At 68.9% G+C, this 24,318-nt stretch carries 15 protein-coding genes, 1 tRNA gene, 1 pseudogene and 1 CRISPR repeat array; of the genes and pseudogenes, 11 read left to right on the top strand and 6 right to left on the bottom strand.

Annotated elements, in window-relative coordinates; translation table 11 throughout:
• Positions 1–193: 193 nt before the first annotated feature.
• Positions 194–1,356 (bottom strand): IS3 family transposase gene (locus B1H19_RS32880; protein WP_107425828.1). Its coding sequence is split into 2 segments (ribosomal slippage): positions 194–1,069 and positions 1,072–1,356, totalling 1,161 coding nucleotides; the frame shifts between segments, so codons are not numbered across the junction.
• Between the two features lie 166 nt (positions 1,357–1,522).
• On the opposite strand from B1H19_RS32880, the gene B1H19_RS32875 reads away from it, so the two are divergent.
• From B1H19_RS32875 to B1H19_RS40915, 9 genes and pseudogenes are all read left to right on the top strand, one after another.
• Positions 1,523–4,402: a CRISPR-associated helicase/endonuclease Cas3 gene (locus B1H19_RS32875; RefSeq protein WP_083108535.1), complete on the top strand. Its 2,880-nt coding sequence runs from the start codon at positions 1,523–1,525 to the stop codon at positions 4,400–4,402.
• A gap of 237 nt (positions 4,403–4,639) precedes the next feature.
• Positions 4,640–6,214 (top strand): type I-E CRISPR-associated protein Cse1/CasA, encoded by a 1,575-nt coding sequence (gene casA / locus B1H19_RS32870; RefSeq protein WP_083108534.1) that lies wholly within the window; start codon positions 4,640–4,642, stop codon positions 6,212–6,214.
• 22 nt (positions 6,215–6,236) lie between these two features.
• Positions 6,237–6,944: a type I-E CRISPR-associated protein Cse2/CasB gene (gene casB, locus B1H19_RS32865; RefSeq protein WP_083108533.1), complete on the top strand. Its 708-nt coding sequence runs from the start codon at positions 6,237–6,239 to the stop codon at positions 6,942–6,944.
• A gap of 65 nt (positions 6,945–7,009) precedes the next feature.
• Positions 7,010–8,182, top strand: a complete 1,173-nt coding sequence (gene cas7e, locus B1H19_RS32860; protein WP_083108532.1) for a type I-E CRISPR-associated protein Cas7/Cse4/CasC — start codon at positions 7,010–7,012, stop codon at positions 8,180–8,182.
• Positions 8,182–9,033, top strand: coding sequence for a type I-E CRISPR-associated protein Cas5/CasD (gene cas5e / locus B1H19_RS32855; protein WP_083108531.1), 852 nt, complete (start codon positions 8,182–8,184; stop codon positions 9,031–9,033). The genes cas7e and cas5e overlap by 1 nt, the downstream gene beginning before the upstream one ends.
• Complete coding sequence (cas6e, locus tag B1H19_RS32850) at positions 9,030–9,704, top strand: type I-E CRISPR-associated protein Cas6/Cse3/CasE (protein ID WP_083108530.1); 675 nt, start codon at positions 9,030–9,032, stop codon at positions 9,702–9,704. Before cas5e ends, cas6e begins: the two co-directional genes overlap by 4 nt.
• Positions 9,701–10,696, top strand: a complete 996-nt coding sequence (gene cas1e / locus B1H19_RS32845) for a type I-E CRISPR-associated endonuclease Cas1e (RefSeq protein ID WP_083108529.1) — start codon at positions 9,701–9,703, stop codon at positions 10,694–10,696. The genes cas6e and cas1e overlap by 4 nt, the downstream gene beginning before the upstream one ends.
• 25 nt (positions 10,697–10,721) lie before the next feature.
• Positions 10,722–11,033 (top strand): type I-E CRISPR-associated endoribonuclease Cas2e, encoded by a 312-nt coding sequence (cas2e, locus tag B1H19_RS32840; RefSeq protein WP_083108528.1) that lies wholly within the window; start codon positions 10,722–10,724, stop codon positions 11,031–11,033.
• Positions 11,034–11,051: 18 nt separating this feature from the next.
• Positions 11,052–14,863: a CRISPR direct-repeat array (repeat unit 29 nt; unit sequence GTGCTCTCCGCGGGAGCGGAGGTGGTCCG).
• Between the two features lie 1,069 nt (positions 14,864–15,932).
• Positions 15,933–16,835, top strand: a pseudogene (locus tag B1H19_RS40915) (recombinase family protein); the annotation flags it as partial.
• Positions 16,836–17,577: 742 nt separating this feature from the next.
• Here the strand turns inward: B1H19_RS40915 and B1H19_RS32830 are convergent.
• The 4 genes from B1H19_RS32830 to B1H19_RS32810 form a co-directional block, all read right to left on the bottom strand.
• Positions 17,578–17,662: transfer RNA gene (locus B1H19_RS32830), tRNA-Leu, on the bottom strand.
• 424 nt (positions 17,663–18,086) lie between these two features.
• Positions 18,087–19,670 (bottom strand): aldehyde dehydrogenase family protein, encoded by a 1,584-nt coding sequence (locus B1H19_RS32820; RefSeq protein WP_083108526.1) that lies wholly within the window; start codon positions 19,668–19,670, stop codon positions 18,087–18,089.
• 382 nt (positions 19,671–20,052) lie between these two features.
• Positions 20,053–20,403 carry a hypothetical protein gene (locus B1H19_RS32815; protein ID WP_083108525.1) on the bottom strand — a complete coding sequence of 117 codons (351 nt, stop codon included), beginning with the start codon at positions 20,401–20,403 and terminating at the stop codon, positions 20,053–20,055.
• 476 nt (positions 20,404–20,879) lie between these two features.
• Positions 20,880–21,266: a chorismate mutase gene (locus B1H19_RS32810; protein ID WP_083108524.1), complete on the bottom strand. Its 387-nt coding sequence runs from the start codon at positions 21,264–21,266 to the stop codon at positions 20,880–20,882.
• Positions 21,267–21,669: 403 nt separating this feature from the next.
• Here B1H19_RS32810 and fdhD point away from each other — a divergent pair, with 403 nt between their 5' ends.
• The gene (fdhD, locus tag B1H19_RS32805; RefSeq protein ID WP_083110015.1) at positions 21,670–22,524 is read left to right on the top strand and encodes a formate dehydrogenase accessory sulfurtransferase FdhD; all 855 of its coding nucleotides are present in this window, start codon (positions 21,670–21,672) and stop codon (positions 22,522–22,524) included.
• A 39-nt stretch (positions 22,525–22,563) separates the two neighbouring features.
• On the opposite strand, the gene B1H19_RS32800 is transcribed toward fdhD, so the two are convergent.
• Positions 22,564–23,019 (bottom strand): MarR family winged helix-turn-helix transcriptional regulator, encoded by a 456-nt coding sequence (locus B1H19_RS32800; protein ID WP_083108523.1) that lies wholly within the window; start codon positions 23,017–23,019, stop codon positions 22,564–22,566.
• 221 nt (positions 23,020–23,240) lie between these two features.
• Here B1H19_RS32800 and B1H19_RS32795 point away from each other — a divergent pair, with 221 nt between their 5' ends.
• Entirely contained in the window at positions 23,241–24,185 is a 945-nt protein-coding gene (locus B1H19_RS32795) for a quinone oxidoreductase family protein (RefSeq protein ID WP_083108522.1), read from the top strand.
• Positions 24,186–24,318 lie beyond the last annotated feature (133 nt).

Raw genomic sequence — 24,318 nt, 5'->3', positions numbered from 1 at the left:
CGGCTGAAAAGGCGGGAAGCGGGCGCCCCGGCTACGGCGTCCGTGGCCTGATCGGTGGCTCGTTGCAGGATGGGCGGAAAGCTCGCGTGCTTGGCCTGCCGGCAGACCCGAATGTGATGGGGCGAGGGTCCGTCGGCTTCGACTTGCAGGACATCGCGTGGGGGTCTGCTGCAGGTTCGGGTGACAGGTTCGGTCACGCGGCCTGGAGGGCCGGTGTGGTCATGACGGTCTCGAATTCGACGGGTGTCAGCCGGCCGAGTGCGGCTTGCTTGCGGCGCCGGTGGTAGGTCCTCTCGATCCAGGACACGATTGCGATCCGCAGTTCTTCACGGGTGGCCCAGGTCCGGCGGTCGAGGACGTTCTTCTGCAGCAGGCTGAAGAAGGACTCCATGGCCGCGTTGTCGCCAGCCGCCCCGACTCTCCCTATCGATCCGGCCATCCGGTGGTGGTCGAGGGCTCGGACGAACTTCCGGGACCGGAACTGTGATCCGCGATCGCTGTGCAGGATGCACCCGTCGACGTGTTCACGCCGGGCCACGGCGTTGTCCAGGGCGGCTACGGCGAGGCGGGACTTCATCCGCGCATCGATGGAGTAGCCCACGATCCTGTTGCTGAAGACATCCTTGATCGCGCAGAGGTACAGCTTGCCCTGGCCGGTGGCGTGTTCGGTGATGTCGGCGAGCCACAGCCGGTTCGGGCCGGTCGCGGTGAAGTTGCGGCTCACGAGATCGTCGTGCACCGGCGGACCGGCCTTCTTGCCCCGGCCACGCTTCTTCCCGAAGACACTCCACCAGCGGTTGTCCCGGCAGATCCGCCACGCGGTGCGCTCGGCCATGCCGGCCCCGGCACCACGCGCTTCATCGACCAGGAACCGGTAGCCGAACTCCGGGTCGTCGCGGTGGGCGTCGAACAGCGCGTTCGCGCGATATGCCTCCTCCAGCACGGCGTCGGCAACCGGCTTGCCCAGCCAGCGGTAGTAGGGCTGTCTGGCGAGCTTGAGCACCCGGCACGTCACCGTGACGGGCACCCCGTCCCCGGCCAGCTCTTTCACGAGCGGGTAGATCCTTTTCCCGGCAGATGCGCCTGCGACAGATAGGCCGCGGCCCGGCGCAGGACCTCGTTCTCCTGCTCCAGCAGCTTGATCCGCCGACGTGCTTCCCGCAGTTCCACGCTCTCCTGGCTGGTCACCCCGGGCTTGGTCCCGTCGTCGATATCCGCCCGGCGCATCCATTTCCACAAGGTCATCGGGTGGACCCCGAAGTCGGTGGCCACCTGCTCCACCGTCACACCCGAGCCGCGGTTCCTGGCGACCCGCACGACGTCCTGGCGGAACTCTTCCGGATAAGGCTTAGGCACAGCGACATCCTTTCCACCCGCCCCACAGGGCCAGCCAGTTCAGATGTCACCCGATCGTGCAGCAGCACCGCGGAGTCTACGACCCTTGCGGGTAAGTGCCGTTAGTCGATCTATCGTTTGCGCAGGTAGAACTGCTCTGTCAGTGGTGGCTGCTACGCATGCAGCCATGATGAATGATGACCGCGCCTCACAACAGACCGATTCGCTGGATGCCCGCTTCTGGGGGAAGGAACGAGGTCTTCCTCATCCCTATCCGGTGGTTTGTCATCTGCTGGACACTGCCGCAGCGTTCAACGTCCTGTGGGATGACCTGCTCGGCCACCACACGAGGGAGCGCATATCTAAAGCGCTGGGGCTGACGGCGGACGAGGCGCGGGCCGTGGTGTCGTTTTGGGCAGGTCTTCACGATCTGGGAAAGATCACGCCTCCGTTTCAGGCTCAGGTGCCGCATGCTTTCGCGGCGGTGCGTGATGACCCCGTGTACGGCAGGGCTCCGGGGGCTGAGGCCAAGGGGGAGTTCCGTCATGAGGTGGCGACACACTGGGCGCTGGCCTCGCTGCTCGACGAGGTCGGGTATCCGGGAAATAAGCGGTTGATGCGGTTAGCCGTGAGCCACCAGGTCGCTCAGCTGCTGGGCGGGCACCATGGGTGTTTCGGCGCGGTCCTCGAGACCAAGAAGTTAGCTGCCGCGAGCGCCTATCAACCCGGGCTGGGTGAAATGGGCTGGGAGGCGCAGCGGCGGGTCCACTTTGCCGAGCTGCGGCGCGTCACCGGCGCCGCGGCTGTGCCGGAGCGGGGGTTGCCGGCGGAGCTGGCCATGGTCATTGCGGGGATGGTCGTCGTTGCGGACTGGCTCGCCAGCCAGACGGACGCGATCATGTCGATTCAGCCCCCGCCGTCTTGGTTGGGAACCTCGGCCGAATTGGACGCGCACTGGGATCGAGCGCGGAAGGCGGCTCGGGGATGGGTGGCCGAGGCCCGGCTGGGCCGGGCGGTGTTTGAGGCCGAGAGGTTCGGCGAGATGTTCCCGTTCGCGCCCAACGATCTCCAGAGTGATCTCATCACCCACCTGCCGCAGCTGGTCGAAGCGCAGGGCGGCGGGCTGCTGCTTGTCACTGCGCCGACCGGGGACGGTAAGACGGAGGCCGCGTTGTACGCCGCGTCCGTCATGGGGCGGGCAGCCGGGGCGCGCGGTCTGTACTTCGCGTTGCCGACCATGGCCACGGCAGATGCGATGTTCCCGCGGGTACGTGGGTTCGCGGCCAATGCGCTGGGCGGTGATCGTGCACTGACGCTTCTGCATTCCATGGCATGGCTCAGCCCGGTCTACACCGGCGGCGAGCAGACGGCCGAGGAATCGTCGCGTGGTAGTGAAGTGAGCGCGGACCGGGCCACGGCGATGGAGGCCGGTGACTGGCTGCGGGGCGCCAAGCGGGGGCTGCTGGCCCCGCTTGGCGCGGGAACGATCGACCAGGCCCTCAGCGCGGTCCTTCCGCTGACGCACAATGCTCTGCGGCTGTTCGGCCTGTCCGAGAAGGTCTTCGTGGTGGACGAGGCTCACGCCTATGGGCCGTGGATGCACCAGCTTCTGACTCGTCTGCTGGAGTGGCTCGGTGCGTTCAGGGCCCCGGTGGTGCTGCTGTCGGCGACGCTGACGGGCCGCACGGCAGCCTCGTTGGTAGAGGCATATCGGCGTGGTGCCGGGTTCACCGATCCGGTTGCTGTGGACCCGTGTTACCCGGGCTGGATCTTCGTCGGTGCCGAGTCAGGGGAGGTCTCCGCGCCACGGGCCACTGAAAGCAGGCGTAAGCGCACCCTGGATGTGGTGGTACGGCGGGTGACGTGGGACGTGGCCGAGGACCCGCGTACGGCCGCGCGTTCCGGGGGCAGAAGGGCGGCTCTGCGTGAGGCGCTTCAACCCGTCGCTGAAGAGGGCGGGACGGCATTGGTGTGCTGCACCACGGTCGCCGAGGCGCAACGGACCTTCCGCGATCTGCGCGTGGCCTTCCCCGAGCTGGCGCGTCGCGAGGGCGGGTTGCGGCTGTTGCACTCCCGATATCCCGCCTTCGTCCGACAGCGGATCACCCGCGAGTGCGAGGCGGCCTACGGCAAACCCACCAGCAACGATGACATCGCCCAGCCACGGCCAGGGTCCATCCTGGTCGCCACCCAAGTCGTGGAGCAGTCCCTCGACTTCGACTTCGATCTGATCGTGAGCGACCTCGCACCACTGGCCCAACTTCTCCAGCGAGCCGGGCGCGGCCTTCGGCATGAACGTGGCATGACCGGGCGCCCGGCCTGGGCTCTCCCGGAAGACGCGCCACGCCTTGTCGTGCTGGAGCCGGTCGATGCCGCAGGTGACACCACAGCACCGCCCAGTTGGGGGCAGGTGTACGACCCCGGACTGCTCAAGCGCACCGCGGGCCTTCTTGCCGAGCGGGGGGCCGAGGGGATCGATGTCCCCGGAGATGTACAGCGCCTTGTGGATGCCGTGTACGCGGAAGACTTCGTCGACCAGCTTCAAGAGGCTGCCGGGCGCGAATTGCGACGCATGGATGCAGAAAGGCATGCTGTGGAGGCAGCCGAAGCGCACCTGGCTGACATGGTGAGCATCTGCGCCCCCGCTGATGTGGCCGGTGACCTCCACAAGCTCAGCCGTCGGGAGGCCGGGGTCACCGAGGAGCTGCTGACGACCCGTCTCGGCGCGGATAGCGGCCGTGTGCTGTGCCTGTACGAACAGCCGGACGGGACCTTGACGTTGGACGAGGCCGGGACGCTTCCGCTGCTTCCAAGCGGTCAGCACGGTCCCTCCAGGCATGGGCTGACGCAGATCATGGGCCATGTCGCGCCCGTTCCCGGCACCTGGCTGCGCGGCGGAGGCGAGGGTCATCCGTCACCCAAGGGCTGGGACAAGCAGCCAGCCCTCCGTGACTTGACTCTGCTTCGGATGCGCCTCCACCAGGGCGGAGTTGAGCGCAGGTCGTGGAGCTGCCTGTACGGGGAGCGGACCATCAGCATCTCGGAAGTTGGGCTGGAAACGTCATGACCGATCACTTTCGGTCTGATCCGGCGAACCGTCTCCAGGTGCTACACACTTTCCATACGCTCAATGAGCGCCTTCCCGACAGTGGTGGTCCGGTTCCTCTCTCTCACCCCTGCCGGGAAGACATCCGCCCGCTTGCACGAGCACAGGGGGCATGTCTCGCATCGCTCCAGGGGCAACACACGGCTCACCTCCGCGCCTGCGGAGACCCCACTCCATTGTGACGGCGACAGGAGACTCATGCCCTCCAGGGACTACAACCTGTTCGACGAACCGTGGATCCCGGTCCGCTGGGTCCCAACCACCCCGCATTCCACGTTAGGTGCCCCGCCCGACCTGGTGGGGGTGCGTGAACTGCTGCTGCGCAGCAGCGAGATAGCCGGGCTGGCCATCGTGGACCCACCAGCGCACTCCGCGCTCCTGCGGATCCTCTACGCCCTCACCGCACGGGTGACGCACCTGGACGAGGCAGGTCCCGGCGACTGGGGCGAGCGGCGACTGGAGGTCCTGGAGGCGGGACGACTCCCTGACGCCGGGATCGACAAGTACGTCACCAAGTATCGCGACCGCTTCTTCTTGTACGACGTTGCCAGCAAAAGGCCCTGGATGCAGGATCCACGCCTCGCCGAGCAGTGCGACGGGGACAACACCGCCGGGGTGAACAAGCTGATCGTGACCCGTCCCTCGGGCAACAATCACGCCTGGTTCCGCCATGGCCATGACGCCTCACCCGACCTCCCGGACGCCCCGGAAGCGGTCATGAACCTTCTGGTCTGGCACTTCTACGGCCCGTCCGGCCGCTGCTCCTCCCGTGAAGTCGGTGGAGTCAAGAGCGCCAGCGCGACGGCCGGCCCGCTGCGTACCGCGCTCTCCTACCACCCTGAAGGCGACAGTCTCTTCGAGACGCTTCTCGCCGGTCTGGTCCGGCCTGAGTCGACAGTGAAGCGCGAGACCGATCAGTGCCCGTGGGAGTGGGACGAGCTGCCAGACCCGGAGGCCCCAGCTCCGTCTCCCCCCGGACCCTGTGCGCGACTGACAGCCTGCTCCCAGCACGCCCTGCTCCTCGTCCCGGACCCGCAGGACCCGCAGCTGGTGCGGGATGCCTACATCACCTGGGCATACCGCAGCGGACGTATCCCTCGGGACGACGACTACCTCATCTGGCAGGTCAGTCAACAGGGCAACCGCTATCCGCGACCCGCCGACTCCCGTCGAGCGTTGTGGAGAGACCTCGACGCCCTGCTGCTGAAAGAACCACCCGGAACGGCGCAGCCCCGACGTCCGAAGGTCTTCGAGTACGCGAGCGAGGTCTCGGAGGATCTGCGGGTGCGGGCGCTCGGCTTCGAGCAGGAAGGCCAGGCCAAAGACACCCAGTTCATCGATGCTGCCACACCTCCGGTGCTGGGGTTCGCCGAGAAGGAAGCGGCACGCACCACACCGCCGGTGGGACGAATGCGGCAGCTGGGCGAGACGTACGGCAGGCGGCTGGAGCGAGCGGTCAAGCGTGCCTGGGCGGAGTACGTACGCGACACCAAAGCGGACGGAGGCACCTGGGCAGACGAAGCCGCCGCACGCTACTGGCCGTGTGCCGAGGCGGAATTCTGGGACCGCTTCCGCCGCCTGGATCGCACCGGCCGTGCCGCCAACGGCGGGTTCGAGAGGCAGGCCGCCCGAGCGGCGTTCCTGCGGCTGGCTCAGGAGGCGTACGACACGGTGACTGCCTCCGCCACCCGGACCCAGCGTGGCGCGAAAGCGGTCTCGAACGCGCGGATCGAGCTGTACGGCGGCGCACGCAAGCCCCGAGGACGGGGATGAGAGAAAGGACAGGGCACCACAGATGACAACTCAAGCCGCTATCGAAGACCAAGCCGTGGCCCGACGCTGGCGACTGCGGAAGTACACGACATGGGTGGAGAAGCTGTGCGGGGAAGACCCCGGCGCCCGTAGCGCCTTGCGCACTGGCCTGCGCCGTGGCATGGATGACGTACGCCGCATGCATCGCTTCATCACACCTTGGCTTCCTGAGAACCGTCATGTGGGAGATGACGAGCAGCGCGCCTACTACGCGGTGGCCGCGATGATCGCCTCACAACCCCGCAACAGCTACCCCCAGGCCGAAGCCGCCGACGACAAGACCGAGGCCGGAACCGCTGCGCAGGCGGACACAGGAGCGGAGCGGAAAAAGGGCCCCGAACGGTACGGCGACAGCCTCGGTAGGGCCTTCGCCACCGCGGTCGGCCAGAGTCCCGGCCGGGACAAAGAGATGCAGGAGGCCACGGCAGAGACCCGCCTCAACCTCCTCACCCGGCAGAGCGTTGACGGTCTCCATCGACACCTGCCCTCCGCCGTCGGCTACCTGCGCAGTCTGGACGTGCCCGTCGACTGGGCGCAGCTGTTGGACGACTTGGTCGCCTGGCCCACCCACTCGGGGCGGATCGCGCGCCGCTGGCTGCAGGACTACTACCGGCTGCGTGCCGAGGCCGCCCGTAAGCAGGCCGCCCAGGCCGACCAGCATGAGGCTGAGGAGACCGGCCCCAACCAGTGACCCGGCCACGGCCGTTGGCCGCCCCACCGCCACCTCCACTCCCGCCCTGCGAAGGAGAATTCGTTATGTCCGTGCCCGCCCGTTTCATCGATATCCACATCTTGCAGTCGGTCCCATATGCCAACTTGAATCGGGACGACACCAATTCCGTCAAGACCGTCCAGTACGGCAACGTCCTGCGGACCCGGGTCAGCAGCCAGTGCTGGAAGCGGGCCGTCCGCGACCGCTTCGAGGAGCTGATCGGGCAGGCCGCACTGCGCACCCGCCGCATCGGCGAACGCACCGCACACGAGCTGGGGGAGCGCGGCTGGCCGCAGCACCTGGCACAGCGCTCCGGCGCCCACATCGCGGCGGCCAGCAGCATCAAGTTCGAGCTCGCCAAGGACGACGCCAAGCAGCCGGTCCCCAACAAAGTGCTGACCAACGCGATGGTGTACGTGCCGCAGGCGGCGGTCGCCGAGCTGGCGGATATCGCCGAACAGCACCGCGAAAAGCTGGAGGCGGCCAAGGACATCAAGAAGCCCGCCGACAAGAGCGTGCTGCCCAAGGACGCCGTCGAAGCGGTGCTGCGTTCCCGTAACGGCGTCATCAACCTCTTCGGTCGGATGCTCGCCGAGGTCGATGACGCGGGTGTGGACGGCGCTGTGCAGGTCGCCCACGCGCTGACCACGCACAAGACGGACATCGAACTGGACTACTTCTCCGCCGTGGACGACATCACCAATGCCTGGAACGATGCGACGGGCAGCGGGCACATGGGCCACGCCGAGTACAGTGCCGGCACCTTCTACCGCTACGCCACCGTGGACCTGCGCGACCTGGCCGCCAACATCGGCGACGAACCGACGGCAGCCCGCGAGCTAATCACCTCTTGCCTCGCCTCGTTCATCGAATCCCTGCCGCAGGCCAAGAAGAACTCCACCGCCCCGCACACCATTCCCGACCTGGTGCACATCTCCGTACGTACCGATCGCCCCCTGTCCTTTGCGGCCGCCTTCGAAAAGCCCGTCCGCGCCAACGCCGACGGCGGGTTTACCGAGATCTCCTGCACACAGCTCGCCACGTACGCAGAGGCCGCGAACAAACTGCTCGGCTCAGGTCGCATCCTCACCTCCGGCTGGGCCGGCCTGGCCACCAAGGACCTGACCGGTCTGGGCAAGCGCCGCGAATCCTTCGAGGACCTCGTCACCAGCGCCCTGGACGCCGCCCTCGGGCAAGACTCCAACGAGGCAGCATAGTGACCCCCGCGACCCCCTCCAAGACCGTCCCTGAGCCCGGGCTACTGCTGCGGCTGGCCGGCCCCCTGCAGTCCTGGGGCGAGCACAGTCACTTCAACGAACGCGACACCGCTGCCTGCCCCACCCGCTCCGGCGTCATCGGTCTGCTGGCCGCCGCGCTGGGCCGCCGGCGAGGCACACCGCTGGAGGATCTGGCCCGACTGTCCCTGACCGTCCGTGTCGACCGGCCCGGCGTCCTCCTGCGCGACCTGCACACCGTCGGCGGCGGCCTGCCGAGCAAAGCCACCGTCACCACCGCCGAGGGCAAGAAACGCAGCGGCGACACCGGCACACTCCTGACCCACCGCGCCTATCTGGCCGACGCCGCCTTCACCCTCGCCCTCACCGGCGGCCCCGACGACAAGGACCTGCTGGTACGGCTGGCCGCGGCGCTGGACTCACCACGGTGGCCACTCTTCCTGGGCCGCCGCTCCTGCCCGCCCGAAGGCCCCCTCCTCCTGGGCACTGCCGAGCACGCCCTGCACCACCTCGTGCACCTGCCACTCGCCACCGACCAAAAGGGCAGCATGGACACGGGGGTGGGATTCCTCTCCGACCGCCCGCTGGACCGCCTTCCCGTCCCGGAGGGAGCGGCTAACGAGGGCGAGGAGAACGGCAAGCACCCCTCAGGCAAGGTCAACGACGAACCAGTCTCCTTCCACCCCCGCCACCGGTCCTACCGCACCCGCGCTCTCTACCGGCGCACCCTCCACCTGCCCGACGTTCACCGCGCACTGGGCATCGACCACCTCGAAGCACTCGGCGCCTACGCGTGCGAGCACCTGAACCGTCCCGAAGGGAGCCGTCGTTGAGTGTCTGGCTGACCCGTATCGCCCCCGACCCACGCTCCGGTGACGCCCGCCGTGACCTGGGTGGATCTCGCTCCGCCGCAGGTCTGCACCGCCGCCTGATGTCCCTGTACCCGGACGACGCCGGCCCTGACCCACGCGCCCGCTTCGGCATTCTCTTCCGCGTAGACGACACCCCGACCGGGCCGCACGTCCTCCTGCAAAGCACCCACGAGCCCGACCTCTCCTGTCTTCCCGACGGCTACGGTCACGCCGTCACCCGCCCCCTCGACCCGCTGCTGGACGCCCTGCGACCAGGCTTGACCATCCGCTACCGGTGCATGGCCAGTGCCGTCCGCAAGCCCGGCGCCACCACCCGAGCCCTCTACGACCTGCCCGCCGTCGTCCCACTCAAGGGCCCTGCTGCCGATGAATGGTGGCTACGCCAAGCCGACGCCGCCGGGCTCAAAGCCCTCACCGCCCACTCCCAACCCATGGACGCCGCCCAAGCCATACGCACACTCCGCGGCTCAGCCAAGGAACAGCGCATCCGCCACAACCGCACCCGCTTCGACGGCACCGCCACCATCACCGACCCCGACCAGCTCCGCACGAAGATCACCGAAGGCATCGGCCGCGGCAAGGCATACGGCTGCGGCCTCCTCAGCATCGCCCCTTCACGGGAGACGGCATGACCCGACCAGCAGTTCCCGCCGCAGCGCGCACCCACGCCGACGCCCGGCGCAAACTCGCCGCTCCCACCGTTGCCATGCTGCCGCGCATCGCCGACTCCCTCTCCTTCCTCTACCTCGACATCGTCCGCATCCACCAGGACGACACCGGCGTATGCGCCGAGGTGACCAGCGAGCGCCGCGGCACCGAGACCCTCTACCTGCCCACCGCCGCCCTCAGCTGCGTCCTCCTCGGCCCCGGCACCTCCATCACCGCCCGGGCCCTCGCCACCTTCGCCCGCAACGGCACCACCGTCTTGGTCACCGGCTCCGGCGGCGTCCGCTGCTACGCCGCCGCCCTCCCTGACTCACTCACCACCACGTGGCTCGAACGCCAGACCCGCGCCTGGGTCGATGACGGCCAGCGGTTAGCCATCGCCACCGCGATGTACGAAAAACGCTTCGGCAAGAGCAGCGTGCCACCGGGCACCAATCTCACCCAGCTGCGCGGAATGGAAGGCCAACGCGTCAAAGCCCATTACCGCCTACTCGCCCAGCAGTACAAGATCGGCCGCTTCCGCCGCGCCTACGACCCCGCCTCCTGGGACACCCAGGACCCCGTCAACCTCGCCCTCTCCTCAGCCAACACATGCCTGTACGGCATCGTCCACGCCGCCATCCTCGCCATCGGCTGTTCCCCAGCCCTGGGCTACGTCCACCAGGGCAATCAACAGGCATTCGTCTACGACATCGCCGACCTCTACAAGGCCGACCTGACCATCCCCCTCGCCTTCTCCCTCCACGCCTCCACCAACCCCGAAGCCGCAGCCCGCCGCTCCTTCCGCGACGGGCTGCGCTTGTTCAAACTGCTGCCGCGCATCGTCGCTGACATCCAGGAACTGCTCGCCCCCGAAACCAAACGGGACATCCCTGACCCCGAAGAACAACTCGTCGACCTCTGGGACCCGATCGCTGGAGTCATTCCTGGCGGCATGAACCACGGAACGGACTCATGACCACGCCAACAAGGGAGCACAGCCCATGGCCTCAATGATCGTGCTCTCCGCCACAGCCGTTCCCGACCACCTCCGCGGTGCCCTCACCCGCTGGCTCCTGGAAGTCACCCCAGAGCTTTACGTCGGCACCGTCTCAGCCCGCGTACGCGACGAGCTATGGGCCTCCGTGGCCGCATGCACAGGGGACGGCATGTCCGTCCTCGCCTACCCCAGCGACAACGAACAGGGCTTTGAACTCCGCACTGCGGGAACACGACGCCGGCACCCTGTCGACTTCGACGGCCTGACGTTGATCGCGTTCCAAAAGGCAAGTCAAGAAATTTCAAACGCCTCATAGAGCCGCAGGTCAGGAAGAGTGCTCTCCGCGGGAGCGGAGGTGGTCCGGCCCGCGTCTCCCTCGTGATCAGCACGACGGAGTGCTCTCCGCGGGAGCGGAGGTGGTCCCATCCTGCGCTACTCCGGATACACCGGACCATCGTGCTCTCCGCGGGAGCGGAGGTGGTCCGCCGAAGAGCACAGGCAGCTGTACGGCATGGGAGTGCTCTCCGCGGGAGCGGAGGTGGTCCGATGAACGGGTTCGGGTCACGGGAGATCAAGCTGTGCTCTCCGCGGGAGCGGAGGTGGTCCGCCGCGTTTTAGCAGGAGCCAGTGATTGCCCCGGTGCTCTCCGCGGGAGCGGAGGTGGTCCGCCGAGGAGCAGATCACCGGAGTGCTGACGCGGGTGCTCTCCGCGGGAGCGGAGGTGGTCCGCGCTGGGACATCGGCGGTGGGGACCGGTGAGCGTGCTCTCCGCGGGAGCGGAGGTGGTCCGTCGCCGGCGTACACACCTCGGCCGTAGAGGAAGTGCTCTCCGCGGGAGCGGAGGTGGTCCGTCGCGACTCCACCAGCCCCCGCCGCCTGACGTGTGCTCTCCGCGGGAGCGGAGGTGGTCCGTCACTTGGGCAGAGTGGAGTCATTGCCAAGCGGTGCTCTCCGCGGGAGCGGAGGTGGTCCGGTGTGGGCGCAGCACCGCACCACCGGCCGCTGGTGCTCTCCGCGGGAGCGGAGGTGGTCCGCTCATGTGCTGTCCTCTCGTGTCGGGGCTTGCGTGCTCTCCGCGGGAGCGGAGGTGGTCCGACACGGCAGGCACAGCGAGCCCGACGCCGACGGTGCTCTCCGCGGGAGCGGAGGTGGTCCGGAGCAGCAGTGACCGACGCTCTCGTCCCCGCCGTGCTCTCCGCGGGAGCGGAGGTGGTCCGGAATTGCACCGGCGCGGCGATGACGAGGCAGAGTGCTCTCCGCGGGAGCGGAGGTGGTCCGCGGAACGTCGCTCTCTACCAGTACGGGCGGCGGTGCTCTCCGCGGGAGCGGAGGTGGTCCGTCCACACCCACCCCCACTGGGACACCCTCAGCGTGCTCTCCGCGGGAGCGGAGGTGGTCCGTACCTGCCCGCCTACCCGTACAGCATCACCTAGTGCTCTCCGCGGGAGCGGAGGTGGTCCGGACTGGACGCCGACGCGGACCCCGAACCGTTCGTGCTCTCCGCGGGAGCCGAGGTGGTCCGGCATCGCGGTCGGGCAGCTGGACCAGGTCGTCGTGCTCTCCGCGGGAGCGGAGGTGGTCCGAAGTTCATGATCAGCGTGCCGAGGGCGGTTTTGTGCTCTCCGCGGGAGCGGAGGTGGTCCGACCTCCGGGCGATCCTGGATCCGCCGGCCACAGTGCTCTCCGCGGGAGCGGAGGTGGTCCGAAGAAACAGCAGATCTCGACGGGTGAAACTGAGTGCTCTCCGCGGGAGCGGAGGTGGTCCGACCCAGCAAAGCGTCGCCGCCGACCCGGGAACGTGCTCTCCGCGGGAGCGGAGGTGGTCCGACGGCCTGTACCGGCACCTACGGTTCGCGAACGTGCTCTCCGCGGGAGCGGAGGTGGTCCGTGGCACCCGACCTGGCCCCGGATCTGCGCCTCGTGCTCTCCGCGGGAGCGGAGGTGGTCCGGAGTGGCTGTATATCCGCCAGGAGGACGGAACGTGCTCTCCGCGGGAGCGGAGGTGGTCCCTGGAGGACCGCGCAAAGAAGACCACCAAGGCCGTGCTCTCCGCGGGAGCGGAGGTGGTCCGGAATGTGTGTCCGGCTGGCGGTGCCCGGCGAGGTGCTCTCCGCGGGAGCGGAGGTGGTCCGCACGTACCCGCCGGGCGGTCCGGTTTCCTAGGGTGCTCTCCGCGGGAGCGGAGGTGGTCCGTACGCCGCCGCCGCCCGAATCGCGCACCGCGAGTGCTCTCCGCGGGAGCGGAGGTGGTCCGCCGTACACGGGCTTCCCGGGCAGCGACAACCCGTGCTCTCCGCGGGAGCGGAGGTGGTCCGCCCACACAACGGGCTTCAGCCACGCGAAACCCGTGCTCTCCGCGGGAGCGGAGGTGGTCCGTCGTCCCAGTCGCTGTTGTACTTCGCGCAGCCGTGCTCTCCGCGGGAGCGGAGGTGGTCCGTGCATGCGGGGCATCCGCGAGTTCGACACGGCGTGCTCTCCGCGGGAGCGGAGGTGGTCCGACGCTGTACGCCTGGCTGGCGGAGGCGGGGATGTGCTCTCCGCGGGAGCGGAGGTGGTCCAACCGACCCCGCGCAACAGACACCGGAGAGATCGTGCTCTCCGCGGGAGCGGAGGTGGTCCGCGCCGGACGGCTATTTCCCGGATCACCCACGGGTGCTCTCCGCGGGAGCGGAGGTGGTCCGGTGGAGTTGGAGATCACCGCCGCAATGCGGTTGTGCTCTCCGCGGGAGCGGAGGTGGTCCGGCGTCGCCCATGCCGGGCACGCGGGCGATCAGGTGCTCTCCGCGGGAGCGGAGGTGGTCCGACGGCCAGCCTGGCGCCGACGGCAAAAACGGGGTGCTCTCCGCGGGAGCGGAGGTGGTCCGTACGGCAACGCCGTCACCCCGCCCGTGGCCGAGTGCTCTCCGCGGGAGCGGAGGTGGTCCGTCCTCCCCGCCACAGAAACCCGCGCCGGCTACGTGCTCTCCGCGGGAGCGGAGGTGGTCCGAACACGCCCCGTATCGGTGCGGCAGGGCTGGAGTGCTCTCCGCGGGAGCGGAGGTGGTCCGACATGGCGCCAGGAGCGCGAGAGTATGCGGGCGTGCTCTCCGCGGGAGCGGAGGTGGTCCTTCCAGCGGTGCAGCGCCAGCGCGGCCATGACCGTGCTCTCCGCGGGAGCGGAGGTGGTCCGATCGGCCGCACGGTCATTTTCCACGTCAACCTGTGCTCTCCGCGGGAGCGGAGGTAGTCCGTCGGGCATGGCGTCGGTCACTGCTGCTCCTTGGTGCTCTCCGCGGGAGCGGAGGTGGTCCGGACGTTCGCGACGACCTCGGCTCCCTCCCGCAGTGCTCTCCGCGGGAGCGGAGGTGGTCCGGTGGTCGGTGTGCGGCCTGAAATGGAGGCCGAGAGCTCTCCGCGGGAGCGGAGGTGATCCGGCGTGCGTTGCCGGCAACGCTAAGGAGGCCAAGTGCTCTCCGCGGGAGCGGAGGTGGTCCGAAATGAGGCTCCCCGTGAGCATCGGCTCTCTCGTGCTCTCCGCGGGAGCGGAGGTGGTCCGCTGTCGCGGGCGAGACCGAAGTGCCAGACGGCGTGGTCTCCGCGGGAGCGGAGGTGATCCGAAGCCGCCAGGATCCGAGCCGGCCGCGGCGCCGTGGTCTCCGCGGGAGCGGAGGTGGTCCGATGCGTAGCGCGACCTGCCCGTCGGCGGCGTCGTGGTCTCCGCGGGAGCGGAGGTCGTCCGTAGCCCGGCCCGTGGCAGGAGAAGCAGGGCTCGTGGTCTCCGCGGGAGCGGAGGTGGTCCGCCACCCGGGATGACGCATTGCGCGGGGATGCTGTGGTCTCCGCGGGAGCGGAGGTGGTCCGGTCGCCAAGGCGACGATGATCTGCGGGACCGTGTGCTCTCCGCGGGAGCGGAGGTGGTCCGTCGCCGACGAGCTGGGACAGGTCGCCGAGGAAGTGTTCTCCGCAGGAGCGGAGGTGGCCCGCTGGCGGCCGAGGGCCTGGACCAGTGGTCGCCGTGTTCTCCGCGGGAGCGGAGGTGATCTGCCAAAGCCGGCCCACTCGTCCCCCGCGCCGACGTGCTCTCCGCAGGAACGGAGGTGGTCCGCTGTACCACGTCGGAGCTCTTGCCACCGTCGGGGTGTTCTCCGCGGGAGCGGAGATGATCCGCCGGAGCGATGTACGTGCAGAGCAACCTGGGTGCCCCTTCCGCGCGAGCGGGGTGCTCTGAGCTCGCACGCCACTGCCTGTTCCGCTCACTGAACCGACCGCCGGTCAAAAACAGGGGCACCCTCCTCGATCCCCGACGGCGTCGTCACGTCCGAGCGGCACCTACGGCAGCCTCAATTCGCCCCGCATCACCGGCATGTGCATATGGTTCAACTCGCCCCACCGTCACCGTGGCGCGAAAGTGCAGATCAGCGCCCTGCGCTCGACCAGCCGTGTCTTGTGCCTCCTGCCCGGGAGTCGAACCTGCGAAGAGTTGGCGAGGAGAAGTCCTGATTGCCGGGATGTTTGGAGGCATCGACGGGCCAGGGAAGGCTCCAAGTCGATACCCGAGGCAGCGCGCGAAAGGTGCAGTACAGCTGGCGGACCGGTAGTCCGGACAGGTGTCAGGCATGGAGGCTGTGTCAATCTTCGACCGCCATTCCTCCATAGAAGGCGAAGACCGTGTCAAGCGATGCGAGGAAAGCAGCAATGACACCTACCCCACCCCCACGCCTGGACCATGCACAGCCCCCCGCTGAACCGCACTGGGTACCGCTCGACGACGACGCTGCGCTCGTCCCTTCACACAGCAGCACAACGGACTCCCCTCCAAGTCCCGCAGACTTCCAACGGACGCCGAAGGGTTGGGGCCTTCACACTCGGCGGAGTCAGGACGGTCGGCTGCGCGATGAGGTTGCCCCCGCACCGCGCCCCTCAGTCGCCGCACTGCACTACGCAGGTGTGCCGTGGTCGGAGGAGTCCCCCAGATGAACGGTATCCAGTCCACCAGCGATGAGCGAAAGGGCGCGGAGATCACGCTCGAGGTGCCGAGTCAGGTGCCAGCACTCCCTTTGGCCGCTGCTGCCGTGCTGCTGGACATCATCGTCGCGGCAGCCAGCCGAGCGCGGCACCGCCCGGACGACGGTCCAGCTGGCGCTCTTATGGAGAGTCGCTGTACGACAGGACGTCCGCCCCGCTCCACCACCACCTCTAATCGGCACGCCGGGGCGTACGAGCCGGAAGGACAGACATGACGGCCTTCGCATTCGCCGGACGGTGTTCCACCGAAGATCTGCAGGACCCAGAGGCTTCCCGGGACTGGCAACTCACCCGTGCCAGAACGCTCATCGAACCGGCCGGCGGCCGCATCGTCGCCGAGTACTTCGATATCGGGCGCAGCCGGTCTCTGCCGTGGATGCGGCGGCCACGGGTCGCGCAGCTGCTCGCCGCCCTCAAGGACCCGGACCGCGGCTTTGACGCAGTGGTCGTCGGTGAACCGCAACGGGTCTTCTACGACAACCAGTTCAGCCTCACCTTCCCCCTCTTCGTGCACTACGGCGTCGAGCTGTGGGTTCCCGAGGTCGGCGGGCGCGTCGACCCCAACAGCGAAGCCCACGACATGGTGATGTCGGTCTTCGGGGGCATGAGCAAGGGCGAACGCAATCGCATCAAGATCCGCGTGCGGGCGGCCGTGTCCTCCCAGGCCCAGCTCGAAGGCCGCTTCCTCGGTGGCCGACCACCGTACGGCTACCGGATCGTGGACGCCGGGCCGCATCCCCACCCTGCCAAGGCGGCCGACGGCAAGCAGCTCCACCGACTCGAAATCGACCTCGTCGCCGCCCCCATCGTCCAGCGGATCTTCAGGGAGTACCTCGACGGGCGTGGCTACTACGCCATCGCTGAAGGACTCACCGCTGACGGCATCCCGTGCCCGTCCGCGCACGACCCGCGGCGCAATCCGCACCGGAACCGCATCGCCTGGTGCAAGGGAGCCGTCCGCGCCATTCTCGGCAACCCCCGCTACACCGGTCACCAAGTATGGAACAAGCAGCGCAAACAGGAGACGCTCCTTGACGTCGAGGACGTCGCCCTCGGCTACGAGACCAGGCTGCGGTGGAACGCCTCCGACGCATGGATCTGGTCCAAAGAAATCGTCCACCCGCCGATCATCGACGTCGCCGACTTCCACCGAGCCCGACAAAGGAAGGCAACACGCTGCGGCGGCCGCGTCACCAAGGAACGCCCCAGCCGCTGCCACGACTACCAGCTACAAGGCCTCGTCGAATGCGGTCTCTGCCGACGCGTGATGGGCACGCAGTGGTCGCATGACATGGCGTACTACCGGTGCCGCTTCGCCTACGAATACGCGCTCGCCAACAAGATCAACCATCCCCGCAACATCCTGTTCCGCGAGCGTGACCTCGTACCGCAGCTCGACCGGTGGATCTCTCTGCAGTTCACCCCCGGCCACAAAGCAGCCACGATCGAGCGGATGTACCAGTCCCAGCTCGCGCGCACACGGAATGCCGACGACTCAACAGGGGCAGCGGCCATCGTCCGCGACTGCGACAACAAGCTCGACCGGTACCGGGCGCTGATCGACTCCGGAGCTGCCAGCTCGGAGACCGTCGCTCAGTGGATTGCCGAGACCGAATCCCGCCGCGCCACCGCAACAGCCCAGATGCACGCCCGCAAGCGTCCAGTACTCCCCCGCGCACGGATCGCCGAGCTCGTTGAGGCGGCAGGCAACACGTCGGATGCACTCCGGAACGCTCCGGGAAGCAAGAAGAACCGGTTGTACCGGGCTCTCGGGCTCCGGATGACCTACCAGTCCGCACAACGCATCATGCGGGTCGGGATTGCTCCCGACCCGCATGATGTTGGTCAGTGGTCTGTGTCCGAGGGGGGACTTGAACCCCCACGCCCGATAAAGGGCACTAGCACCTCAAGCTAGCGCGTCTGCCATTCCGCCACCCGGACTAGGTGTGGTCTTCGCGGGGGCTTTCCCGCGGCGACGTGGATAACAATACCAAGGTTTCGGAGTGCCTTTCACCTGCGTATCCGTCGGGGGGCGTAACGCGCAGTTACGAGTGATGGGGACATTTCGGGTGACCGTGGGGGGAGGAGTCGGCGGATGTCTGTGGGTGAGGGGTGGGGTGGCCCTCGGCCGTGACCAGGGACGATGCCAGGGAGGGGCCCGAAAGGGGCTGGGGGTGTGGTCAAAGCCAGGGTCGGGGAGGGGCGGAGGCCGGGGCAGGGGCGGAGGCCCGGGCGGGGCGGAGGCGGAGGCCCGGGCGAATACCCAGGACGTGGCCGGAGACACGGGCCCCGGGCTGGGAGCCGGGGCCAGGAGCCAGGGCGGCAGGCCCCCGGCCGGCGGAGCCCGTTACGGCATGCGGAGCCGTTACGGCATGAGGTGGTAGTCGGGGAAGTTGCCCGGTAGGCGTTCCGTGGGTGGGCCCTGGGTGACGGCTCGTACCAGGAGGTCGCCGCCTACGAAGGCGCCGCGCCAGGAGTTGCCGAAGCCCCCGAAGAGTTCCTCGCGGTCGCCTCGGGAGCGGGGCTTGCCTTGGCCGATTTTGAAGGCGCGGATCTGGGAGGCCAGGCGGGCGTAGGTCTCGGGGTCGTCGGTGGAGAGGGTGGCCACCAGGGCGCCGTTGCTGGCGTTCATGGCGGCGAGGAGTTCGGCCTCGGTGTCGACGAGGACGATGGTGTCGATGGGGCCGAAGGGCTCGGCGTGGTGGAGGGGCGAGGACGGGGGCGGGGCCAGGAGGGTGGTGGGCGGCAGGTAGGCGGAGGTGTCCTGGGAGGGGAGGAAGTGGCCGGCGGCCAGGGTGCCCCGGTGCAGCGGTACCGCGCCGCGGGAGATCGCCTCGGTCGTCAGGTCGGCGAGTTCCTTGGCCTTGGCGGCGTTGATCAGGGGGCCGTAGTCGAGCGTGGGGAGCGGATCGTCGGGCGCGGCGACGGCCAGAGGGTGGCCGAAGCGGATGGCCCGTACGGCCGGGAGGTAGGCGGCCAGGAAGTCGGCGAAGGCGTCGCGCTGGACGACGAAGCGGGGGTAGGCGGTGCAACGCTGTTTGGCGTAGTCGAAGGTTTTGCGCAGGAGGGGCGTCAGGGCGTCCCAGTCGGTGTGGTGCCAGATGCCCCAGGTGTTCAGGCCCTCCTGTTCGAGGATGTGGCGTTTGCCGAGGTCGGCGACGGCGGTGGCGACGCGGGCGCCGGTGTCGCGGCCGCCGACGAAGGAGACGCAGCCGATCTCCGGGGAACGGATGAGGGAGGCGGAGAGTTCGCTGCCGTTCCCGCTGACGAGGGTGGCCGGAATGCCCTCGCGGGCGGCCAGGGCGCAGGCGAGGGTGAGGCAGGACAGACCGCCGTCGGTGGGGGTTTTGGCGATCACCGCATTGCCGGCGAGTGCCTGCACGAGCATCGCGTGGACCAGGACGGACATGGGGTAGTTCCAGCTGGCGATGTTGCTGACCGGGCCGGGGAGGGGGGACCTGCCGGCGAGCATGCGGTCGATGTCGGAGACGTACCACCGCACGCCGTCGATGGCGCGGTCGACGTCGGCCTGCGCGAGCTTCCAGGGCTTGCCGATCTCCCAGACGAGGAGGAGGGCGAGCAGTTCGCGGTGCTCGGTGAGGGCGTCGAGGGTGGCCGAGATACGGGCCTTCCGTTCCGGAAGGGGCACGTGGCGCCAGTCGCGGTGCTGGTCGAGGGAGGCGCGTACGGCGTGCCGGGCGGCCTCCGCGTTCAGGCGGGGCGGGCCGGCGATGGGGGTGCTGTCCACCGGGCTGATGGCGGGCAGCGGGGCGCCGTCGGGGTGCCATCCGCCGGCCCAGAGGTTGCGGACCTGGTCGTCGCGGAACGCCTCGGGAGCGGCGGCCAGGCTGCGCTGCCAGGCGTCCTGCCAGGACGTTCCCGGCTTGAGGGTGAGGGTCGGGGTGGGGGTGGAGGTGGGAGTGCTGGGGGATTCCGGGGTCGGTGCCATCGGTGTCTCCGCTCTCGGTGCACGGCCGGAGGGGCAGGGTGGTGGCGCTCGGGTGAGGGACCCGGCTCCCGGCGGAACCGGGTGAGGAGGAGGGCAAGCCAGTCAGCCAGCGAGGAAGTGAGGGCTGGTGGAACGGTGTCGAAGAACTTCGTTACTCGACGGTAGTGGGCGGGGGCGGGTCAGGGGGCGGTACGGAGGCAGGTATGGCGAGTGTCACTCGGGGCGGGCGGTCGGACCACCGGGCGGTGGGATGTTTCCGGCCATCGGGGCGCTGAGGGCGGTTCGGCCCGAGGGTCGGTTTCTTCAGCCCGAGGGTTCGGTGTCACAGCCGCCGCTCGGGTTTGGGAGCCGCCGCTCGGGCTTCAGGGCCACCACTTCCGTGTCACAACCACCGCTTGGCTGCCTCGACGCTGTCGCCGCCGCTGGTGTTGAACGCGATCGCGGCCCCTGGCGCATGCCGCCGGACCAGGTTCACGACCTGCTCGAAGAACGTCAGGAGTGGCTCCGGTTTGCGTATCCCGCCCCCTATGACGACGACATCCCAGTGCTGCGCGGACAATGCTGCGACCACCATGGACTCGGCGGATTCGTCCGGTGCGATCAGCGCCATGGAAGCGTCGATGGCATGTTCGCCGAATCGGGCCAGTTCCTCGTCCAGCACCGCGCGCATGGCATCCCCGTCCATACCAGGCACCGCGTGCGGGTCGAATCCAAGAATGAGGGCAGAGGGCATGTGGTGAATGACGGTCGGCCGGCTGCATCCGTTCCCGTTGTGCGAAGACGACCCTGGAGAACGCCAACGCCAACGCCATGGTGGTGCCGACCTTGCCGACGAGAGCTTCGGGGCATGTGATGTGGGGCTGTTGCCGACCCGTTGCGGCGGCGAGCTATTCGGCGACCGTGGTGGCCAGTTTGTCCGTCGGCGGCTTCGGCTCGGCCTGAGCGTGGGGCTTTCCGCGCTGGGACGGGCAGGAGCTGTCGTGGTCAGGGTGAGGTCAATCGGCCGGGCCCGGCGCCGAGTTCGACTGCCAGCCGAACTCCTTGGTACGGCATCGGCGTTCTCGGTGCCAGGGACGTCTGGGCCGGTGAAGGGCGCGTCACGAAGGTGATTTGCCGGATCTGTCGCAGAGCGATTCCAGACCTCGGACCCCTGGCATCAGACCCCTGGCCTCAGACCCCAGACCCCAGCCCCAGGTCTCTCCCAGGTGATCACTCAGCGGACGTTGCAGTCTCGCTCCTCAACTCGTTGTTGCTGTTGGTGGCTTGATACGCGATGGCCTTATGGTGGCGGACCACTTCATCGATGATGAAGTTCAGGAACTTCTCCGCGAACGCGGGATCCAGCCGGGCGTCCTCCGCCAGCTTTCGCAGCCGCTCGATCTGCGCGGCCTCGCGAGTCGGGTCGGCGGGCGGCAGGCTGTGTCGGGCCTTGAGTTCGCCGACCTGCTGGGTGCACTTGAAGCGCTCGGCGAGCAGGTGCACCAGGGCGGCGTCGAGGTTGTCGATGCTGCTGCGCAGATAGAGCAGCCGCTCCCGGGCCGCCTCGTCGGCGACCCCGGCCGCCTCCTCCGCGGACGGTGCTGTCCACTCGCTCATGTACGTCTCGCCAATCGTGTGGGTGCGGTGGCACGTATTCGGTGCGGTGTTCGTGTTCGTGATCGTGATCGTGATCGTGATCGGTTGCAGATTACCCGGGGAGGCGGGTGGGGGCGGGTGGGATCTCGCGGATCGGAACGGGCGGACGCCCGGCCGCTTCGGCGAGGGTCCGCCCGCCTCGGCACCGCTCGCGCTCGTGGTGCGTACGCCGGGTGCGCTCGGGGTGTGTCCGTATCACCCGCCCCCGGGAGGCGATCTCACCCTCCCCGTGCAGGACAATGAGGACACCTGCGGCCGTCGGCGCCGGCCGCAACCGCCAGCACCGACCACCGCCACCAGCACCGCCACCAGCACCAGCACCAGCACCAGCACCAGCACCCACGGAAACGGGACGGATCAGGACATGGGACGAGTCACGGCGCGACGCAACGTGATCCGCATCCGCGACGGTGCGGTGACCACCCGCCCGGACACCCTCGTCGTCGAGGAGCCGCTGGAAATCCGACTCGACGGCAAGCCGCTGGCGATCACCATGCGGACGCCCGGCGACGACTTCGCGCTGGCCGCGGGGTTCCTCGTCAGCGAGGGTGTACTGGCGAGTGCGGACGAACTGGCGAACATCGTCTACTGCGCGGGCGCCACTGACGACGGCGGCAATACGTACAACGTCGTCGATGTCCGGCTGGCGGACGGGGTGCCGGTCCCGGACATCACGCTGGAGCGCAACGTCTATACGACGTCGTCGTGCGGGCTGTGCGGCAAGGCCAGCCTGGACGCGGTGCGTACCCAGGCCCGCTGGGCGCTGGACACCGGCCCCGAAGCCCCGTTCCGGATCGAGCCGGCGACGCTGGCCGCCCTCCCCGACCGGCTCCGGGCCGCGCAGCGCGTCTTCGAGCGGACCGGGGGCCTGCATGCGGCCGCGCTGTTCGGGGCGGACGGGGAACTGCTCGACATACGGGAAGACGTGGGACGCCATAACGCCGTCGACAAAGTCGTCGGACGCGCGTTGCAGCAGGGGTTGCTGCCGCTGTCGTCGGCGGTGCTGATGGTGTCCGGGCGGGCGTCCTTCGAGCTGGCACAGAAGGCCGTGATGGCGGGCATTCCGGTGCTCGCGGCGGTCTCCGCGCCGTCGTCGCTCGCCGTGGATCTGGCGGCCGAAACCGGGCTGACGCTGGTGGGGTTCCTGCGGGGCAACTCCATGAATGTGTACGCGGGCGAGCACCGGCTGGCGCTGCCTACGGCGACCGCCACGGGCTGAGGGCGCGGCCGTCGCGCTCTTGCGGCAGCGCGATGCGCGTCAGCAGGGCGGCAGCGCGATGCGGGTCAGCAGGTCGATCAGCTGGTCGCGTTCCGCCGGGGTCAGGGCCGCGGTCAGCTCGGCGTTGGCCTCGTCGCCGAGCTTCTGGGTACGGCGCAGCCGGCGCTCGCCGTCGGCCGAGATCTCGACGGCGTTCTTGCGCCGGTCATTGGGGTCGGGGGTGCGGGTGACCAAGCCGTCCCTCTGGAGGTCGTTGACGATCGCGACCATGTCCTTGGGGTCGATGCTCAGCGTGCGGGCGAGGTCGGCCTGCGATACGGGACCGAGTTCGGCGACCGCGGACAGGACGGCGTGATGCATCATCCGCATCCCTTCGGCGGCGAGCGCCTCGGCGACGAGGCGCTGGCCGCGGGCGGCGGCGCGGCCCAGCAGCCAGCTGGGGAGCGCGCGGATGCGGGAGGGGGCGTAGGGGTGGTGATCATGAAGGTCGGACATGGGACCACGGTAGCGAGGAATCCGTAGGGCAGACCAACGAAGGCCGGGAAGCGCCGGGAAGCGCCGGGAAACAAGGGCCGGAGAACGGGGAACGGGGACCGGCGACGGAGACCGCCGCGAGTACCACCACGAACCCCGACCGCCAGATTCATTGGTGCACCCCACGGTTTTAGGTTACCGTTGGGCCACCCAACGAACTCACCACTTGGAGGTGACGGCCCATGCGCCGTGTCCGGTTCCATACCTACGGCGGTCCCGAGGTCCTGCGAGTAGAGGAGGAGGCCGAGAGCCCGGTGCCCGGTCCCGGCGAGTTGCTGGTACGCACCGAGGCGATCGGCGTGACGCTGCCCTGCGTACGGCGGACGCACGGGGACGGGAAGGGCGGCGGCGATCCGCTGCCGGCCATGCCCGGTGGGGAGATCGCCGGGGAGGTCGTCGCGCTCGGGCCGGATGTGACCGGGTTCGCGGTGGGCGACCGCGTCACGTCGATCACGTTCAAGGGCTCGTACGCCGAACTCGTCCTCGCCCCCGCTGTCATGGCCACCGTGATACCCGACGGGGCGAGCGCGGTGGAGGCGGTCGCCCTGGTGCGCAGCGGGCAGGTGGCGCTGGCGGCGCTGAGCACCGCGGCGCCGGTCGGCCGGGAGTCCGTACTGATCACCGGGGCCGCCAGCGCCACCGGACACCTCGCCGTCCAACTGGCCAAGCTCCAGGGGGTGCCGCGGGTGGTGGCCGCCGTCGGCTCCGCGGACAAGGCGGAGTTCCTGTACGGGCTCGGGGCCGACGAGGTCGTCACCTACGAGCAGGACTCCTGGGGCGAACCGGTCGACATCGTGCTGGACGGCGTCGGCGGCGAGCTGCTGCCGCGGGCTCTGGCAACGGTGACCGAGGGCGGCCGGCTGATCTTCTTCAACTCCGGTGGCGGCACCGTCCCGGCCTTCGAGCTGCTGGCGGGCGCGAAGACCATCACCGGGCTGACCATGCGGCGCTTTGCCACCGTGAACCCGGAACGGTACGCACGCCATCATGCGCGACTGTGGGAGCTGGCCACATCGGGGCAGTTGCGGGCCGCCGTACACACCGAACTGCCGCTGGCCGAGGCCGCGAAGGCGCACGAGATCATCGAGTCGCGGGCCAATCTCGGCAAGGTGGTGCTACGGCCGTGAGGGGCGGCGGAGGGGACGTGGCGGGCGGCGGAATGGCCGGGAGAGGCGCTGGGGAGGAATAAAAGGGGCGGTGAAGTGGTCGAAGAGGGACGCTGGAGAGGACGGAGAAAGGCGGCGGAGAGGACGCAGCGGA

The sequence above is a fragment of the Streptomyces gilvosporeus genome, assembly GCF_002082195.1.
Lineage (GTDB): Bacteria > Actinomycetota > Actinomycetes > Streptomycetales > Streptomycetaceae > Streptomyces > Streptomyces gilvosporeus.
This window is presented reverse-complemented; position numbering and strand designations above follow the sequence as displayed.

Bases quoted from the DNA above. Each gene is read 5' to 3' on its own strand.
- B1H19_RS32875 (WP_083108535.1), top strand. From the start codon at position 1,523: ATGATGAATGATGACCGCGCCTCACAACAGACCGATTCGCTGGATGCC.
- casA (WP_083108534.1), top strand. From the start codon at position 4,640: ATGCCCTCCAGGGACTACAACCTGTTCGACGAACCGTGGATCCCGGTC.
- casB (WP_083108533.1), top strand. From the start codon at position 6,237: ATGACAACTCAAGCCGCTATCGAAGACCAAGCCGTGGCCCGACGCTGG.
- cas7e (WP_083108532.1), top strand. From the start codon at position 7,010: ATGTCCGTGCCCGCCCGTTTCATCGATATCCACATCTTGCAGTCGGTC.
- cas1e (WP_083108529.1), top strand. From the start codon at position 9,701: ATGACCCGACCAGCAGTTCCCGCCGCAGCGCGCACCCACGCCGACGCC.
- cas2e (WP_083108528.1), top strand. From the start codon at position 10,722: ATGGCCTCAATGATCGTGCTCTCCGCCACAGCCGTTCCCGACCACCTC.
- B1H19_RS32820 (WP_083108526.1), bottom strand. From the start codon at position 19,670: ATGGCACCGACCCCGGAATCCCCCAGCACTCCCACCTCCACCCCCACC.
- B1H19_RS32815 (WP_083108525.1), bottom strand. From the start codon at position 20,403: ATGCCCTCTGCCCTCATTCTTGGATTCGACCCGCACGCGGTGCCTGGT.
- B1H19_RS32810 (WP_083108524.1), bottom strand. From the start codon at position 21,266: ATGAGCGAGTGGACAGCACCGTCCGCGGAGGAGGCGGCCGGGGTCGCC.
- fdhD (WP_083110015.1), top strand. From the start codon at position 21,670: ATGGGACGAGTCACGGCGCGACGCAACGTGATCCGCATCCGCGACGGT.
- B1H19_RS32800 (WP_083108523.1), bottom strand. From the start codon at position 23,019: ATGTCCGACCTTCATGATCACCACCCCTACGCCCCCTCCCGCATCCGC.
- B1H19_RS32795 (WP_083108522.1), top strand. From the start codon at position 23,241: ATGCGCCGTGTCCGGTTCCATACCTACGGCGGTCCCGAGGTCCTGCGA.